The sequence below is a fragment of the Noviherbaspirillum humi genome (assembly GCF_900188095.1).
Lineage (GTDB): Bacteria > Pseudomonadota > Gammaproteobacteria > Burkholderiales > Burkholderiaceae_D > Noviherbaspirillum > Noviherbaspirillum humi.
This window is the reverse complement of sequence record NZ_FZOT01000003.1, coordinates 367825-384836: the sequence shown is the minus strand read 5'-3', so window position 1 is coordinate 384836 and position 17012 is coordinate 367825. Positions and strand designations below refer to the sequence as shown.

Below are 17012 nucleotides of genomic sequence, written 5' to 3'. Positions count from 1 at the left end.
GCGACCATGGTGCGGATCATGCCGCTGGCAAACAAGGTGGCGCTGGTGACCGGCGCCGGGTCGGGCATCGGGCGGGCGGTGGCGCTGTCCTACGCCGAAGCCGGCGCCCGGGTGGTGGTGTCGGACATCGCCGAGCGGGGCGGCAACGAGACGGTGGAGCAGATTCTTTCCGCCGGCGGCGATGCCCTCTTCGTGCGCGCCGATACCTCCCTCGCCGATGATAACGAGGCGCTGGCGGACGCAGCCATGCAAAACTATGGCGCGCTGCATGTGGCCTGCAACAACGCCGGCATCGGCGGCGCCGCGGCGACCGTGGGCGAATGCGCGCCGCAGGAGTGGGACCGGGTGATCGCGGTCAATCTGTCCGGCGTGTTCTACGGCATGCGCTACCAGATCCCCGCCATGCTGAAATCGGGGGGCGGCAGCATCGTCAACATGGCTTCCATCCTGGCGCAGGTGGGCTTCCGCGAACACGCGCCTTATGTCGCCGCCAAGCATGGGCTGATCGGACTGACGCGCACCGCCGGGCTGGAGTATGCGTCGCGCGGCATCCGCGTCAATACCGTCGGCCCCGCGTTCATCCGCACGCCGCTGCTGGACGATCTGCCGCCGCGAGCGTTCGAAGCGCTGGCGGCGCTGCATCCGATGGGGCGCATCGGCGAAGCAAACGAGGTCGCCGAGCTGGTGCTGTGGCTGAGCTCCGACCGCGCCTCCTTCGCCACCGGCGCCTACTATCCGGTGGATGGCGGCTATCTCGCTCAATGAGGCGGCATTGGGAGTGGCGCGATCATGAGAAGGAAAACGCCATGCAAGCTTTTGCCGGAATCGCTGCGCCGCTGTCGTAAGGATGCTTTGCTGTCGCCGCGTCGGCCGCGCTTGTCAACAACGCCGGGACCAGTGCCGGCAACGTCTGCCTTAGTGGAGTGACGATGTTCCTTGCTCAGGTGGTCGGCATCGGCAACTGATGACTGAGGCCGACCCAGCGCTGCCGCGGTATGCAGGACACCGGCGGCAGCGCCTGGGTGTGAGGCAATGGCCTAAGGCGCTTACTTGCTGTCGGCAGGCTGCGGCGGGGAAGCCGGCGCGGCCGACGGGGTGGACGCGCTGCTGCCGCTGGAGGTCGATCCGGACGACGGGCTGGAACCGGAGCTGGAGGACGGCGACGAGGGAGCGGACGAGCCGGACGTGCCTGGAGAGCTGGAGGAATCCACCGACGGGCCGCTGGACGGCGCGGCGCTCGACGAAGGCGCTGCGCTGCTGCCGGTAGCGGGCGTGGTGCCGGTGGCCGAGGGCGAACCGGATGCGGCGCTGCCGCTGCTGCTCGAGCCGGAGGTGCCGCTGCTTCCCGACGTGCCGCCGGTGCTCGGCGAGGCGGAGGCGCCGGAGGAAGGCGGCGTGCTGGCTGTGCTCGGCGAGGCGCTCGGGCTGGTCGAAGCGCTGGGCGTCGAAGCGCTGCTGGCGGAAGCGCCGCCGGTGCCGCTGGAACCGGAACTGGTGGCGCTGCCGACGTTCTGCGCGCCGGCAGCCTGCGTCAGCGATTGCCGCTTGGCCTGGGCCTTGGCGAGGTTCTGCGCCGCCTTGGCTTCATCCTCGCAGGCTTTCTTGGCGTCCCCGACCTGCTGGCCGCACTTGGCTTTGGCGATGTCATAGTCGGCTTCGGCCTTGGCTTCGGCCATCTCCAGCTGGCTCTTGGGCGAGTTGTCGCCGCGGTGCTTCATCTGCGCATCGGCGACTTTTTTCTGGGCATCGGCCTCTGCCTTGCAAACGTCCTTGGCATTGCCCTGCATGCCATTGCATTTTTCGATTGCCGCCTTGTGCTGCTGATCGATCTGCTGCTTCTGGGATTGATCGCCCGAACCGGACTGGTCGCGCTGATTCGAGGAGCCGGAACTGTTCTGCGCCTGGGCGCCGGCGCAGCAGAGCAGGGCGATGGCCGCCGCGATGAGGGTGGTTTTTGCTTGCATGGAAGTCTCCTTGGGTGGTGGACCGGGCATGGCAAGCATGGGGTATGCCATTTGACTGCCGGCATTTGATAAGGGAAAACCGCGAGTACTGCGAAGATAGGACGGCCGCTGGCAGGGGATGACGGGTGGATCAGGCGAGGCGTTTTTACAAACCAGCGCAGCGAATGCCAGGGATTTTTATGAGGAAACGAAGCGACCCAATTGCCTTGCAGGATTCGATACAGATCGTGCGCCAAGGGAAGCGGCAACCGGCTGCACTGTATGCTGCTGGACGGGAGGCGCGAATCGATGTTCCTGCTGGCGACGCCCGCGCGCTGCCTCATGCTGGGCGATCTGAACGAAGCATCATGCTGATCGGCATGGTCTTGCCTCCATCGCCCTCAGCATCCGCCGCGGCCGGCGCATCTTCACAGCCATGCAAATCTCCATGTGCCATGTGTTGGCCATGCATGTGTCGATCGCCGTCATGGTCCTGCTGCACGCGCTGCTCGGCCGGGCTTCATCGTGCTGGTGCTGGCCCAACCTCGCGCCCATCTTTACCGGCCTGTCGCCGAGGCGCAGTGCGCTGCATGTGCTGACGTCGACTAACCGCCTTCCGCTGCTGGTGGCCGGTGCGGCCGTCGTGATGCCGTTGGCTACGCTCTATCTGCCGGCCTTAGCGGGCGTGTTTCGGTTTGCGCTTGTGGGTTGGATGTGATGGCGAGGTGCGGCGTGGCGGCGCAGGTGGCGTTGGGGTAGTTTGAGCGGGTGAAGGTGGTGGGAAGGCGGCGCCGATGACACTACCTCACTACCTTTGATCGGTCAGCTAGTTATTCTGGCCGGCGCCTATCTTGATTGCTGAAAAAAGTGAAATAAAGCATCACGGCCCCAAAAACGGTTCCGAACAAAGCGACGGCAAGCCAAGCAATTGCGCCTGGATTCAATCCTATGCGAAGCACGGACGACGCAGGGTTCTCAGGATCGAAGTAGACACGTACCGGTTTGCCCGGTAAATACTCATTTATAAGTTCTCTTGCGGTGGGTTCAGTTTCCCCACCCTCGTACATCCAAATCTTGGAGCCTATGAAAAGCTGGCCGTCGTGCTGATATCGGTACTTCACTTCCGGCCAATAGCTAACGCCGCGTCGTTTTTCAACACGCACTAGCGATGAGATGATAGTTCCTGAAACGCTAGGCCAGTAGTTCGTCTTTTGAATTTCAAGGATGGTCTTTGCGCTCAAAAAATATGAATGACACCGAACCCAAAAAACATTAAAAAAATTAAAGCCCAGACAGCTGTCAAAAAAGTTTTACGGTTCATGAAATAACGGTTTCAAGTTCACGTCATGAAACTACCGCATATAGGTTGGCAGTAGCTCCGCTAACGCGGTGATTGCCGGTGTTGGAAGGCTATATCTCCTACGTTGGTTTGAATCGAGGCAAGCTTGACTACACGCTGCGGATCGGCAAATCCCTTCCTGTGATACTTACTCAAGTAAGCAGCAATAATAGGAATCTGTGTGTCGGTCATAAAAAGATGATCAGCTACGGCAAAGAACTGATTCGGCTTCAGCCGAATATTTCTTCATTTTGACCTCAGCTGTTTGTGCTCACAAGAGTCAATTCCGACTCTGGAAAAACCGTCGAAGCGCTGGCCGGCCGGGAAATTCGCCATCATCGTGCGCTCCGGCTCTGCCCGGCGGAAACCTTGAGCCATCTGAAGCGTCAGCGTCACGACGCCCACGAGACCGGCATCCCGCCCCACCTAGGCGGCACGCCCTGCCGATGAAAATGCCTGGAGGAATTCCATTGTTCCTCTCGCTTAATGCCGGTCAATATCCCTGATGTAACTCGCCTGCGTTTTTGGCATCGAAACCGCAGCACGCAGTCACAGACGAGATTGAACTGCCACGGCCATCATCAGCAGGAGGAACATGAAGTCACCGGATATCGAAATCGGCTTGCTGGAGCCTGAAGCGCCGGCAGTAAAAGATCCCGCCACTCCCGTCATCCATGATTACGACGGCCAGGTGCCCGACTTCACCGGCCCCGAAATCGACCGGGTGCATGACCATCTCGTGCCTTCCCTGCGCAATTACCGCATCGCCGACGAAGTTCCGGGCGCCAGTACCTTCGTGGTCAGGGAGCAGGGCAGGATCACCGACATCTTCCTCTATCGCCGCGAGGGCCGGGTGGTGACGGTGCTGAGCGAATTCATCCGCATCGACGCCGACTCGGTGCGGCGCTTCGCCCAGCATGTGTTCGCCACCTATCCTGGGGTCGGCAAGATCGTCTATCGGAAGGCCAATGCCGGCGCAATGGCCGGCGAGCTTCCTCGCGTCCTGCCTTATCCGTACGCCAGCGTGCCGGTGACGGAGGACATCGTGGTGAGCCTGCCGGACAGCATCGACGCCTACCATGGGCGGCTGGGCAAGAACATGCGGCGCAATATCAAGCGCTATCACGCCACGCTGGGAGAAAAGTTTCCGAGCTATACCTATGACGTCTACCTTGCCGACCGCATCGCTGAATCGGACCTGCGCGACATCATCGCCCTGAACCGAACGCGCATGGCGGGCAAGCGCATCGTCTCGCGCATCGATGAGGACGAGACCCGCTGGATCGTCTCGATGGCCAAGCAGTGCGGCATCGTCGGCGTCGCCCGCATCGACGGCAAGGTCTGCGCCGGCGCCATCGGCTTCCGCATCCGCGACAACTACTTCATGCACGTGATCGCCCATGATCCGGCGTACAACGACTACAGCCTCGGCATCCTGTGCTACTACTTCACCATCTGCGAAGGCATCAAGCGCGGCGGCAGGCATTTCCACCTGATGTCCGGCCGCTATGAATACAAGTTTCGCCTCGGCGGCGAGCTGCGCGACATCTCGCGCCTGGAGCTGTATCGCAACCGCCTGCACTGGCTGCTCGACGGCCGCCACCTCGCCCGCCAGGCGCTGCAGAACCGCGTGCGCGATGCCAGGCTCTGGCTGCTGGAGGCAGAGCGCCGCGACGACAGGATGTCCCTGGCAGCAGCCAGCGTGATGCAGCGCCTGCGCGAGGCGAAGCGAAATGGGTGGAAGGCGCTGCTGGCCAGGCCAAGCAAAGGTTGAAAAACCGGGCAGCGGGGACACGTCCACTCCGGCTGCTGCACCAACCTTTGAGGCACCAGGTATGCAACAATAGGCCTTCTCCCCTGCTGCTTCGATGTCTGGTTTGCAATGACAGCCTCTTCCTCCCGTTTTCCCGTTCTTTTCCTGTCGCATGGCGGCGGCCCTTGGCCCTTCATGGAAGAGCGCCGGCATGAGTATCCCAATACGCTGAAGGTGCTGGCTCAGCTGCCGCAAACCTTGCCGGCCAAGCCCGCCGCCGTGCTGATCATCAGCGGCCACTGGGAAGAGCCGCAGTTCACCGTCTGCACCGGCGCCCGACCGCCGATGCTGTACGACTACACCGGCTTCCCGGCGCATACCTACCAGATCCGCTATCCCGCGCCGGGCGCGCCGGCGCTGGCGTCGCGCGCCATGGACCTGATCCGCGGCGCCGGCCTGTCCTGCGGCGAGGATGCACATCGCGGCTTCGACCATGGCACCTTCATCCCGCTCGGACTCATATTCCCCGGGGCCGACGTGCCGGTGCTGATGGTGTCGATGCAATCGAGCTACGACCCGCTGCAGCATGTGAAGCTCGGGCAAGCCCTGGCGCCGCTGCGCGACGAGGGGGTGCTCATCATCGGCAGCGGGCTCAGCTTCCACAACATGCGGGCCTTCCGCCATCCGGCCGCCGGCGCGGTATCGGAACAGTTCGAGCAGTACCTGTACTCGGCGGTGGCCGATCCGGCGCACCGTATCGAACGCCTGGTCAACTGGGCGCAGGAACCCAGCGGCCGGCTGTGCCATCCGCGCGAGGACCACCTCGTGCCGCTGTTCGCCGCCGCCGGCGCCGCCGGCGACAGCCCGGGCGAGCGGCTCATCATCGAACACGCGATGGGCGTGACCATGGCTTCCTACCGCTTCGGCTGACCCGGATACGCTTTCCATGCAGTACGTCGTCGCCGTGCGCGCCTTGTGCGAATTCACCGCCAAGGCGGGCGGTCTCGACATGCGCTTCACGCCATCACCCACGGCGCAGGAAGGCATCGCCGGCCACCAGGTTGTCGCAGGGCGTCGGCCGGCTTCCTATCAGTCGGAGATCAGCCTGGAAGGCGAGTACGACGCCTTGCGGGTGCGCGGCCGCGCCGACGGCTACGACCCGGATGCGAACCGGCTGGAAGAAGTGAAGACCTATCGCGGCAAGTTCGACGCCATCCCCGGCAACCACCGCAGCCTGCACTGGGCGCAAGCCAGGATCTACGGCTGGCTGCTGTGCAAAAAGCTCGGGCTGAGCGAGATGACGCTGGCCTTGGTGTACTTCAATATCGGCAGCCAGCAGGAAACCGTATTGACCGAACTGCACGCGGCGGCCGAACTGGAGCAGTTCTTCAACCGGCAGTGCGAGCGCTTCCTCGCCTGGGCCAGGCAGGAAATGGCACACCGCGAGGCGCGCGACGCCGCCCTGCAGGCGCTGCGTTTTCCACATGCCGATTTCCGGCCTGGCCAGCGCCAGCTCGCCGAAGCGGTCTACCGCGCCGCCAGCCAGGGACGCTGCCTGCTGGCGCAGGCGCCCACCGGCATCGGCAAGACCATCGCCAGCCTGTTCCCGATGCTGAAGGCCTGCCCGACGCAGCAGATCGACAAGGTGTTCTTCCTCGCCGCCAAGACCTCCGGCCGCGGCCTCGCCTTGGAAACGGTGCGCAAGCTGGAGGCCGCTTCGCCCGGCCTGCCGCTGCGGGTGATCGAAATCGTCGCCCGCGACAAGGCTTGCGAGCACCCGGACAAGGCCTGCCACGGCGACGCCTGCCCGCTGGCGCAAGGCTTCTACGACCGGCTGCCCAAGGCGCGCGAGGCCGCCGTGCGGCGCACCCTGCTCGACCGCGCCGCCCTGCGCGAAGTCGCCCTGGCCCACGACATCTGCCCCTACTACCTCAGCCAGGACATGGCGCGCTGGAGCGATGTCGTCGTCGGCGACTACAACTATTACTTCGACCTGAATGCCATGCTGCATGCGCTGGCGCAGGCCAACGGCTGGCGCGTCGGCGTGCTGGTGGACGAGGCGCACAACCTGGTGGACCGCGCCCGCAAGATGTACGGCGCGGAACTGGACCAGTTCGCCTTTCGCCAGGTGCGCCGCACCGCGCCGCCGGCCCTGAAGCGTTCCTTCGACCGCATCCAGCGCGCCTGGAAGACGCTGCACGCCGAGCAGGAAGCGCCGTACCAGGTGTATCCCGCGCCGCCCGCGGATTTCCTGTCCACGCTGCAGCAGGCGGGCGCCGACATCACCGACTATCTCGCCGAGCAGCCGCAGGCGGTGGATGGCCAGCTGCAGCAGTTCTATTTCGATCTGCTGCACTTCACCCGGGTAGCGGAACTGTTCGGCGAGCACTCCCTCTTCGATATCAGCCTGATCGACGGCGGCCGCACGAAGTCATCCCGCCTGTGCCTGCGCAATGTGCTGCCAGCCCCCTTTCTCAAGCCGCGCTTCGCCGCCGCCCGCTCGACCACGCTTTTCTCCGCCACGCTCAGCCCATGGCACTACTTCCAGGAAGTGCTCGGCCTGCCGGACGACATGGTGTGGACGGATGTCGAATCGCCATTCAGCGCCGAGCAGCTGGACGTGCATGTGGTGTCCAGCATCTCCACCCGCTACCAGCACCGCGACGCCTCGCTCGCCCCGATCGCCGACCTGATGGCCAGCCAGTACGCCAAACAGCCGGGCAACTATCTCGCCTTCTTCAGCAGCTACGATTACCTGGAGAAGGCCGCCGCCGAGCTGCACCGCCGCCATCCCGAGATGCCCACCTGGCTGCAGTCGCGCCGCATGGATGAAGCCGAACGCGACGCCTTCATCGCCCGCTTCACGCCGGAAAGCCGCGGCATCGGCTTCGCCGTGCTCGGCGGCGCCTTCGGCGAAGGCATCGACCTGCCCGGCGCGCGCCTGATCGGCGCCTTTGTCGCCACGCTGGGCCTGCCGCAGGTGAACCCGGTGAACCAGGAAATGCAGAAGCGGCTGCAGGCGCTGCTCGGGTCGGGCTATGCGTACACCTATCTGTATCCGGGCTTGCAGAAGGTGGTGCAGGCGGCGGGGCGGGTGATCCGCACGCGGGAGGATGTGGGGGTGGTGTACTTGATTGATGACCGGTTCAATCGGGGGGAAGTGAGGGGGTTGTTGCCGGGGTGGTGGCAGTTGAAGGATGACCGAAGATATATCGACGGCTATTGAAAAGAAGTTCGATTTACGAGTTGGATGAGGACAGAGTTAGAACACCAATCTTTGGTTTTCAACCGCCGTCACCTTCTATCAGAAGTTGCGCAAACATTGCTTCTATGGCACGTGGCTTGCATTGACCCTGATGCTGTCTAAATAATTTCAATTTATATACAGGGAGTCCAAATGTCTTCTTTCGACCCGACACACAAAGTTTCGAGTGCTGGTAATAACCAAAGCAATCACAAGATATCCAGAATTCCAGTTGGAGTAAAAAATAGCTCCGATGGCGCGACACCGGATGCTAATCTTCCGCTCTTGGACCGCATATCTAAAGACCTTTTTGCTAGTCGACTACAAAATCTTAGTAAAAAGGGCAGCTTAGCATTTTTCGTCGACATGTCTATTGCTGCGAGTACAGACTCTGGTCAAAAAGTCGTACGTTATTCGGTCGCTCCTTCATACAGCCGGCCTCAAGAAATAGAAACGTATAAAGGTATTACTCAACATCGCTCAATTGAACTTACGCCACAAAACAAAAGTTTGCCCTCCTACACAATTGAAACGATTAATGGGCAACTGCGTGTCAGCCGGTACAATAAAGATCACAGTTTCACCGAATGGCGACTGCATTCAAACGATGAACTTGCCGTTCTTAAAAAAGCGGATGGATCTGTTGAAATTAACGTTAAAGGACAAGGAAATCTGTTCAACTACCTAAGCACCCTACCTGATAACTCTTCTTTAAACCTTAAGGATTAGTAGGTTCAAGGGGCGAAGGTTCGGTCGAGAAGCGCATCCGTACCTACTGTAGCGTGAGCATCGTAGGCTCAAGCTCCATTTCCTTATGCGCTCTGAATTCCGCTGTGGGTTTGTCGTAACTACAGCGAGTTACGGTAAAGCATAAGAAGCGAAGTTAGAGATACGAGGTCCGAGACATGTCTGGTATGGAGGAAAAATGTCATGGCCGCCGCCCTATCAAAAAAAATTGCGCTGGAAACTGATTGCCGCCAGCGAACGCGGCACGGTGAGTTAGCGTGAAGTGGCCGCACTCTTCAGCGTGTGTCTGGCCACAGCGGAAAAGCTGTGGCGGCCGTACCGCGAAACGGGGGATGTGATCAAGCCCAATCCGCTGCCGCGGGGACGTTCACCAAGCATTCATGCAGACACCAAGATTTGATGTGGCAAGCGTGCAATCGTTATCGAGCACGTCTCACTGTGCTCTCAAATTGAAGAATAAGGTCAGCAAGATAATTCGGTGCCGCCCATGAAGTCGCCGCCGCGTCGCCAAAGCCGCCTTTATGTGAAAGGCGGGACAGTTCGCCGCGACCATTGGCGCTATACACCACGAGTCCGCCGCCGCTTTGCATCGTTACGACATAAGTTGATAGCGCGCCGAGATCGACATACAGTCCTTGTATCTGGTTTTTGGTCAAACCTAATCTGGCGGCCAGGTCCCGAAGCACCAGTTCGCGTTCATCTTGGTCGCCGATGTCGGAAATCCGGATCAGCTTCCCATTCAATGTCGAGTCGGTCCATAGTTCTCCAACCTGAGCGCCGCCTCTTATCTTTTTCCGGACGTCGTCTGGTGCCCAATTCTCTGCAAGCTTCTTGCCGGTGAGATCGTTCCAGTTTCTGAAAACAACGTTGTCTGATAAATCTGGAAATTTGTCGCCGTTGATGTCAAATCCTCCTCGCACTTGTATCACTTTCAACCGACCGTTCGAGATCGCATCAGTCAGATCTTTGCGGAAGACGTTCTTGCTGTCCGCGATCATGCTCGGTTTTTCCCCTACCCTGCCATCCGAAGCGGCGACGATTGCTATGTTGGGGTGCTTTTTGCCACCTAAACGTTTGCGCACGTTTAAGGCCAACTGATTGAAGTTCCGGTTGCCTTCCGAGATCGTGATCTTCGCGCCTTTCTTAGCAGCGTCGATCAATGCGTCAACGACTTCGGGTGTGTCACTCACCTCTTGTGAGAAGTTCAAGAACACGCCTTGGAAATCTCCTTTTCTGCTGGTGTTCAAGTCGCAAAGGAACGTTACAACCGCTTCCGGACTTGCATCATGGTGTTCGGGCGCAATCCCTGTCTTCGCTTGAATGATCGCTGACACGATATCTCCATGACCAAGGAAATCATTCATGCCATCGTTGTTGACATCGACCCAGCGGACAGTCTCGTCGGCATTACTGAAAACATCGAAAACCGCAATGAGCGGCGTAGAAAGTTCGGTTTTCTTGGTTGCGCTATCCGACATTCCGTTGGAAGAAGTGGAAGCGGTCTGAGCAGTTCCCCTTTTGAGTGAAGGACCAGGCTCTTGTATTGAATTATTTGGAGGAAGGTCCCTGTTGATTCGGATGTTCGACGTGATCGCCATGGTTTACTCCGTTGCTGTTGTTGGAACGCTGTCAATCCACTACCGCTTGATGTATATAAGTGGCCCAAACCCTATTGGACGGAAAGGAAGATTGACACGATATAGTTATCGCTCTAAACCGATGAACTTTACCTGACAATTACCTCTGTCAAACCGGGCAAATTCCAGATCAGGTCACACTTACTACGAAGCGTTCTTGATTTCTCTGCTGTCACCTCGGTCCGTCAGCTTGATGAACTGCAGTCGGTTAAATCATGGCATCTGCTTGCAAGTTATCCACCTTCAGGCGTTTCACTTAGCGCTTTTTCGACAGTCATATTTACCCTTCTAATTTCTTCGAGCGCGTCTTCGATGCGTTTCTTATCCCTCGATTCGATGGGTTTTTCCAGTGCAAGCATGCTTTCCAACTCGATCCGATTGCCATCCAAATTTCGTAGCATGGTAGCCACTTTCGCTTCGGTGGCAAGATGAGGGCGTAATTTCAACACATGGTCGAGGGCCATAGAACGGAAAAGGATCCCCATGGCAAAATCGCCTGAATAGCTCACACCAGAAGCATCTTCCCCGCGAGTTGAAGCAAAAGACTTCGATGCGCGCACTGTCATTTGTGAGAATTCCGCGAGTTCTTCGAGAAGTTTTTCATCAGTTAATCGATTTTCCCTCAATGATCTAACACGTTGCTCAAACTGCAGATAAGCCCGCTGGAATATTTGAGTTCTTACTTCGTTAACCATTTGCTGGTTGCGAACTCCGTACACTTGGACGACTGAATCGATATAGCGCTCTTCTTCTGCGCGATACGCTGTTAAAGCCGTCCCTTGACTGTTGAACCAGAACAGATAATCAGTTTTCAATTTTTTTAAAGCTTCTTGGGCGTCAGCACGGAATTTATGCAATTTGGAAAAGGCTTTGTCAGCATCGAAGGGCTTGCTTCTGTCATCCAACTGACCTGAATAGGCAATTTGCAGTGCGAATGCGTCCATTTTTCCCACAGACTGATTTCCACTCGCTTCTAGGTCTTTGATGACGATTTTTCTTCTATCCGTCCAGAGTGCGCCTTTGGGTTCGGGGGCACCCAACGATGGCGTTTTTATCTTCCCAACCGGTTTATATGCGAACCTGGCGTCACTGTTCTGAGGGCCATATCCAGTGTAAACCGGCACGCCGTCTTTCGCATTCAGGTGGTAAAGTGCATTTGACTGGGTAACATGCACACTGGGCTGGCCAGGGATTTCGGCGTACTCCGTGCCTCGCTTTGATTTGTCGACGATGACGGCATCATAAGTAATGGCGGCAGGAATGTCCTCCACGATTTTTCCATCGCGGGTAAAGTAATTGCAGCGTATGGATAGCTTTACGGCAGCGTTCGGCTTACTTGCAGCGATTCGCATCATTCTCCGAATTATGTTTTCCACGGAAGCCATCATGCGATGGTTGAGCATGCGATCCGTTGCCACGATATTGAGCTTTCCGCCCACCCCGCCCATCGTTGCCGGCAATAGGTGTGCCCTAACCCATCCTTCCGGTAGGCGGGAAAATGGCTCGCCCGTAGCACCACGTGGCGAAAAATCCGCGACGGTCAATAGCGCATCCACACCTTGAGGATGGCCACTCGGATAGCTTAGGTAAGTTACGTTGCTTCTGACTTGGACACGTTCAATCTGGATTCCAGGAAGTTGAGAAAGGATTTGAACTTCGCCGTTCTTAATTTGTTCTACAGTCACGTCGAACCCAGCGACCGGGTTAGTATTTTCTGATCGTGAAGAATTGGGTTTTTCAGGTGACGAAGTTGAAGGTTCAGGCGTCGTTTGCTGAGCGGTGCGTGCGGGGGAGCTTTTTAATTCGGGTGGCGGCACAACGCTACCGTTTACAGCAGGCTCTTGCATCTGCGGCGGTGATTGTCTTTGAATTTTTTCACTAATAGGGGCTTGAGTGGAAATTGGAACGCTGCCACGCTTTAAAAGCGTTGACTCAATGAAGTTGTTAAACAATTCTGCGATTTTTGCATCAAGCGTTTTTGAATCGAAAGGCGGCGGCAAGAAAACCCTCAGACCTTTAATGTTAGAGTCGTCTTCTATCAGACTGATGCTGATGGGCCCCTCAGGCAGAAAGCTAATGCCCAATTCCTGCCTGGCACCGAGTTCGTTACATTTAAGAACGTACTTCGCCCATAGCTCCGGATAGCGGTTTCTGATGTACGGTATCAAGTCAGCTCGCGCACGAAGCATCGAATCGCTGATCGCAGCGTATTCTCGCTTATCGAAAGTTTCGAGTGCCGAATGAGAAAGGCTTCGGCGCAGCTCATCTATGAAATGCCCTTCAGTTTTAAATCCCAACTGGCGAGCTGATTCAGCAAGGGATTTTCTGATTTTTGCTGCATCATTCGCCAATTTCTTTTCCGCCGGCTTTCCTGATATAAGGAAGTTCAAGCTGGCGATCGATTCGACGCGTTGTATAAAGCTTCCACTGAAAGGAGGATATAACCACTCCAATATTGCGGCTTGACTGTTCGGGGAAAGATTTTCAAGCCCAGAAAAATTAGGGAAAACTTTTTTTAGCAGCAGCAGCTTTAGGCCACCCGTAGGTTTCGCCGCGCGTTCAATATTGCTGATTGCGGAAAGGAGTCTTTCCGGATTTCGCCTAAAACTGCCGCTCACGAAGTCGTAGATTGTTCGAATGTCGGCATCTTTCTGTGCTGGCCAAGGCAAGGAGGATAGTGATTCGTTTAACAGCTTTGTTATTTCGACGCGCTCCGCTTGCTTGAATACATTTCCCAAATCATCGCGGAGCTGCCTCCTGCTAAGGCCCTGTTTTATTAAGATGAGCTTTTTTTCTCCATCTATCTGATAAGACTGGAGCATTGAATTTTCACCATGGGCGATCTGCCAGCCAGCGTCCTGCAACAGTTTCCATGACTCAGAAGCATTTTGATTAGATAAGGAAGCAGCAATATCAATTAGTTCACGATTGCCTTCCGAAGTAGTGGGTGACGAGGGCCGCGTGCTGGGATAGCCCCTTTCATTGTTGAGCACGCTTCCTTCAATTCTCATCGGTTGCAAAATATATCCATCAAGACCTGCACTTGTAGCGCTGAACCCGGCAAGTTTGGGTTCACCAAATGCCTTGATCAATCGGTTAAGAAGATCGCCTGAGATGTGGATGGCTGCGCCGAATGCGGAGCCCGTCATGCCGGCAATAACCGCTTCCCAAGCATTCAGGCCTTGCCGTCTGCCTGCGACCTGGTCTGCGTATTGATTGAGCGCGTTCTCATAAGCCGCCTGCCCACCATTAACCAGTATCTGCGCCATCAAATTGCCTTCGCCAGCCGGAAAAAGCGCGTTGGCGATGAACGTCACGGCCATATGCTGAATTTGCAGCTTGGTATCGTCGGTGGGTTGTCCACCCGCTAGCTTCACCGTCTGGTCGGCAAGGGTATTGCCAACCGAAATAATCGCATTGACCAAGGCTTCAATCTGACCTTCCTTGTTCGGCGGCATGCCCGGCGCGCCGCCAGCGTTGACTGTGCCTAATTGCGAAACCCGCTGCCTGAGGTCCTCAATATTCTTTGCTAATTCCGGATGCAGCGCTATCACAGCTTGCAAAGTAACGTTATCGACTTGGGTCAACGGAGGCGGATTCTGGGCTTCCGCTGAGGCACTTCCGGATGACTGCTGAGGTTTTGGCGGGGCTTGCCGAATATCGGCTGTTGGGCTTGGAGAGGGGTGTGTCGTTGATGGTTGTGGCTTGCCCCATGTGTTGCTCGCTAAAAGTGTGAGGTCTTGGAGGATCTGCGCTGGAATCGCCACTTTTTGCGATTTCAGAAAACTGAGCAATGCGCCGGCTTTTTTGCTTACATCGGCCCTTTGGGTTGGAATGTTCATGGCTGCTACTGCGGCATTCCTCAAGGCAACGTAGCGAAACTGTATTAATTGTGTACGGGCTCCTTCAAGCAGTTGCGAAAGTTGAACGGTCGGATAACCTCGCTGCTGCTTGTTGACGCTTTCCTTTTGATATAGTTCGTTGAGTTGCGACCATCCTTTCGAAAATGCGTCAGGGCTTCCCGCATAGCGATAAGGGTCGAACTTCGCGAAGCTTGCCGATGCCTGCCAGTTCGCGTTGTTGATGAGGCTTGCCCGTTTCACCTCATTGATCAGTTTTTTTCCTTCCGGGAGGTCGGGAGTTTGGGAAATAAGAGTAACAATCTCGGCTACCCATTTCTGTAATTCGCCACTGTCGTAAAGAGCGCCCTTGATCACGTCGTTTGATATTCTCGTTACGTCCAGTCTCGCTTGATTTATCCAGGGCGGTAAGGACGCAGGCGCCGTTGTCGCCGGGGTTGACTTCTGTGATTCAGGCTGGAGTATGACTGGGCTGGTAATTGGTTTCGAAGCTTGCGCTCCATTAGAAGGAAGGCCCGGTACATTCTTTACCGGTACTGATATCCGGGTTGACTGTGCGTTTTTCGATAGAAGCGCGTTTGCTTCGCCGATGAACTCATTCAAGTGGACTGATAAGGCTGCAACTAGATCCGCTCCTCTTGCGCCCGATTGAATAACTTGTTCAATACCTTGCTTGAGCGCGTCCAGGGCCGGCGTAAGAATTTGGCGATTGCCATCATCCTTTAGCTTTTCCATTAATCCCTTGATGCTTTCCGACGAAATATTGGCGTCGGCGGCGAGTTTGCCAAGCATGTCCGGTAGCATAAAAAGAGTTTGAATGATCAGCGTATAGCCGTAGAAAGAGAAGGAAAGGACTTCGAAGAGGGATTTAACCAGTTCAATGGGGGAATTGCCCGACGGGGCGGTTTCGTTCAAGTTAGCGATCAACACTTCCTGTCCTGGACTTACATCCGCACGCTGTGCGATGTCAGATGTGCTGACTTTTTGCAGGTCGGCGCTCATGCAATGCTCCTTTAATGAGGACGCATGGCTGCGGCTTTATGAACTGCACGTCTCAAAAAAGACCTCTTACGGGACCGCGGCCACTAAGCTATTGTGCCGCGATTACGTATTAATGCTTATTGTGAATTTGGTCTATTCTTAAGTGGAAATCGGAATGGCAGATCGTGTAACTAGCAACGATGCAATAAAGCCAGGCGTTGCGTCCGATAAGCTCGTCAGAAACAGGCTGCAGCCCTATCGCTTAGGTGACGTGGCCGGAAAAGGATGCAGCTGGCGTGCCGGCCATAGAATTAAAAGACGCCTTTGACCTGACGCCGGGTTCTTTGTGAATGACTCACATGGCAAGCCATTTGGAAGTCGAAGATCTAGCGCAGTCAGCCTCGGGAATTAGGGCCTCACTTCACCATCCGCCCCACAACCTCCCCCAGCACCCCATAAGGACTCCCCATCGTCTCCAGCAGCTCGAAGTGATTGTAATGCTGCCCCACCAGCAGCTGCACCGGCTTGCCCGCCGCCTTCACCGCCGCCGCGAAGTCGCGCGACTGGCGCTGGAACTCAGGTGTGTCGCCGCTGGCGTAGGCGATGATGAGCGGCGTCGCGAGCCGGTCGAGGTGGCGCTGCGGGCTGAGCGCTTCTTCCATCGCGTCGGTGAATTTGACGTAGTTGCTGCGCGATGAGAGCCGCACCGGCCGCAGGTCGTAGAGGCCGCTGCACAGCAGCGCGTTCTTGACCAGATTCTTCGGCAGGTTGAAATCCTGCCACCAGTCGGAGGTCAGCGCCACGGCCGCCAGATGGGCGCCGGAAGAGTGGGCGGAAAGGGTGATGCGTTCCGGATCGGCGCCGTGGCGGCGGGCGTGGCGGTAGACCCAGGCGATGGCGCGGCGAACCTGGTCGGCCATCGGTTGCAGGTTGCCGCCGGCGTCGATGACGCTGACGAAATCGGGCACCACGTAATGCGCGCCGGCCCGCGTCACCAGTTCGGCGGGGAAGCCGTATTCCTTTGACGTGCCGCCGCGCCAGGCGCCGCCGTGCAGGAAGATATGGACCGGGGCGTTGGGCCGGTCGGTGGCGTACCAGTCCAGTGCCTCGATCGGCTCGGAGCCGTAGCTGAAACGTCGCGGCGCGCCGATGCGGGCGCGTACCCGTTCGCTCTCCGCTTCGTAGCGCTTCAGCACGGTATCGCGGTTGGGCGCGTAGGCGGCCTGGTCGTAGGCGGCGTCGAGCTGCTTCTGGTCCATGTCGAGCCAGATGCGGGAGCCCGCAGCGGCTGGCGTCGCGGCCGGCCGGGCCGGTGTGCCGCCCAAGTAGGCCGGCAGCCAGGACTTGATCGTGGCGCAGCCGCCGAGGCTCATGGCCGCCGCTGCGCCACCCAGGCCGAGCATCCTGCGACGCCCGCCAGATACAGGGCTTGCAGGCTGCTGAGTGCCGGGTGTCACATGCGACTGCGCTGCTTCGTTATTCATGTCTGGGCTGATAAACATTCTTCT

At 57.7% G+C, this 17012-nt stretch carries 11 protein-coding genes; 6 read left to right on the top strand and 5 right to left on the bottom strand.

Annotated elements, in window-relative coordinates:
• Positions 1-6 precede the first annotated feature (6 nt).
• Positions 7-765, top strand: coding sequence for an SDR family NAD(P)-dependent oxidoreductase (locus CHB88_RS08040; RefSeq protein ID WP_245844816.1), 759 nt, complete (start codon positions 7-9; stop codon positions 763-765).
• 281 nt (positions 766-1046) lie between these two features.
• Here the strand turns inward: CHB88_RS08040 and CHB88_RS25120 are convergent, their stop codons facing one another.
• On the bottom strand, positions 1047-1964 hold the full coding sequence (locus tag CHB88_RS25120; protein WP_089398785.1) for a hypothetical protein: 918 nt from the start codon (positions 1962-1964) through the stop codon (positions 1047-1049).
• 427 nt (positions 1965-2391) lie between these two features.
• Here CHB88_RS25120 and CHB88_RS08030 point away from each other — a divergent pair, with 427 nt between their 5' ends.
• On the top strand, positions 2392-2661 hold the full coding sequence (locus tag CHB88_RS08030) for a hypothetical protein (protein WP_089398784.1): 270 nt from the start codon (positions 2392-2394) through the stop codon (positions 2659-2661).
• A gap of 112 nt (positions 2662-2773) precedes the next feature.
• Here CHB88_RS08030 and CHB88_RS08025 read toward each other — a convergent pair whose 3' ends face one another.
• Positions 2774-3184, bottom strand: coding sequence for a DUF3592 domain-containing protein (locus CHB88_RS08025; RefSeq protein WP_176442374.1), 411 nt, complete (start codon positions 3182-3184; stop codon positions 2774-2776).
• A gap of 693 nt (positions 3185-3877) precedes the next feature.
• Between CHB88_RS08025 and CHB88_RS08015 the strand changes: the two genes are divergently transcribed.
• The 4 genes from CHB88_RS08015 to CHB88_RS24335 all read left to right on the top strand — a co-directional run bounded on the left by CHB88_RS08015 (position 3878) and on the right by CHB88_RS24335 (position 9008).
• Entirely contained in the window at positions 3878-5056 is a 1179-nt protein-coding gene (locus CHB88_RS08015) for a GNAT family N-acetyltransferase (protein ID WP_089398781.1), read from the top strand.
• A 108-nt stretch (positions 5057-5164) separates the two neighbouring features.
• A complete protein-coding gene (locus CHB88_RS08010) occupies positions 5165-5965 on the top strand; it encodes a DODA-type extradiol aromatic ring-opening family dioxygenase (protein ID WP_089398780.1) in 801 nt (266 codons plus the stop codon).
• A gap of 16 nt (positions 5966-5981) precedes the next feature.
• Positions 5982-8261, top strand: a complete 2280-nt coding sequence (locus CHB88_RS08005) for an ATP-dependent DNA helicase (protein ID WP_089398779.1) — start codon at positions 5982-5984, stop codon at positions 8259-8261.
• A 171-nt stretch (positions 8262-8432) separates the two neighbouring features.
• Positions 8433-9008, top strand: a complete 576-nt coding sequence (locus CHB88_RS24335; RefSeq protein ID WP_143131181.1) for a hypothetical protein — start codon at positions 8433-8435, stop codon at positions 9006-9008.
• 437 nt (positions 9009-9445) lie between these two features.
• On the opposite strand, the gene CHB88_RS08000 is transcribed toward CHB88_RS24335, so the two are convergent.
• The 3 genes from CHB88_RS08000 to CHB88_RS07990 form a co-directional block, all read right to left on the bottom strand.
• On the bottom strand, positions 9446-10624 hold the full coding sequence (locus tag CHB88_RS08000; RefSeq protein WP_143131180.1) for a hypothetical protein: 1179 nt from the start codon (positions 10622-10624) through the stop codon (positions 9446-9448).
• A gap of 272 nt (positions 10625-10896) precedes the next feature.
• Positions 10897-15525 carry a DNA/RNA non-specific endonuclease gene (locus CHB88_RS07995; RefSeq protein WP_089398777.1) on the bottom strand — a complete coding sequence of 1543 codons (4629 nt, stop codon included), beginning with the start codon at positions 15523-15525 and terminating at the stop codon, positions 10897-10899.
• Between the two features lie 395 nt (positions 15526-15920).
• Positions 15921-16988, bottom strand: a complete 1068-nt coding sequence (locus tag CHB88_RS07990) for an alpha/beta hydrolase (protein WP_176442373.1) — start codon at positions 16986-16988, stop codon at positions 15921-15923.
• Between the last annotated feature and the right edge of the window lie 24 nt (positions 16989-17012).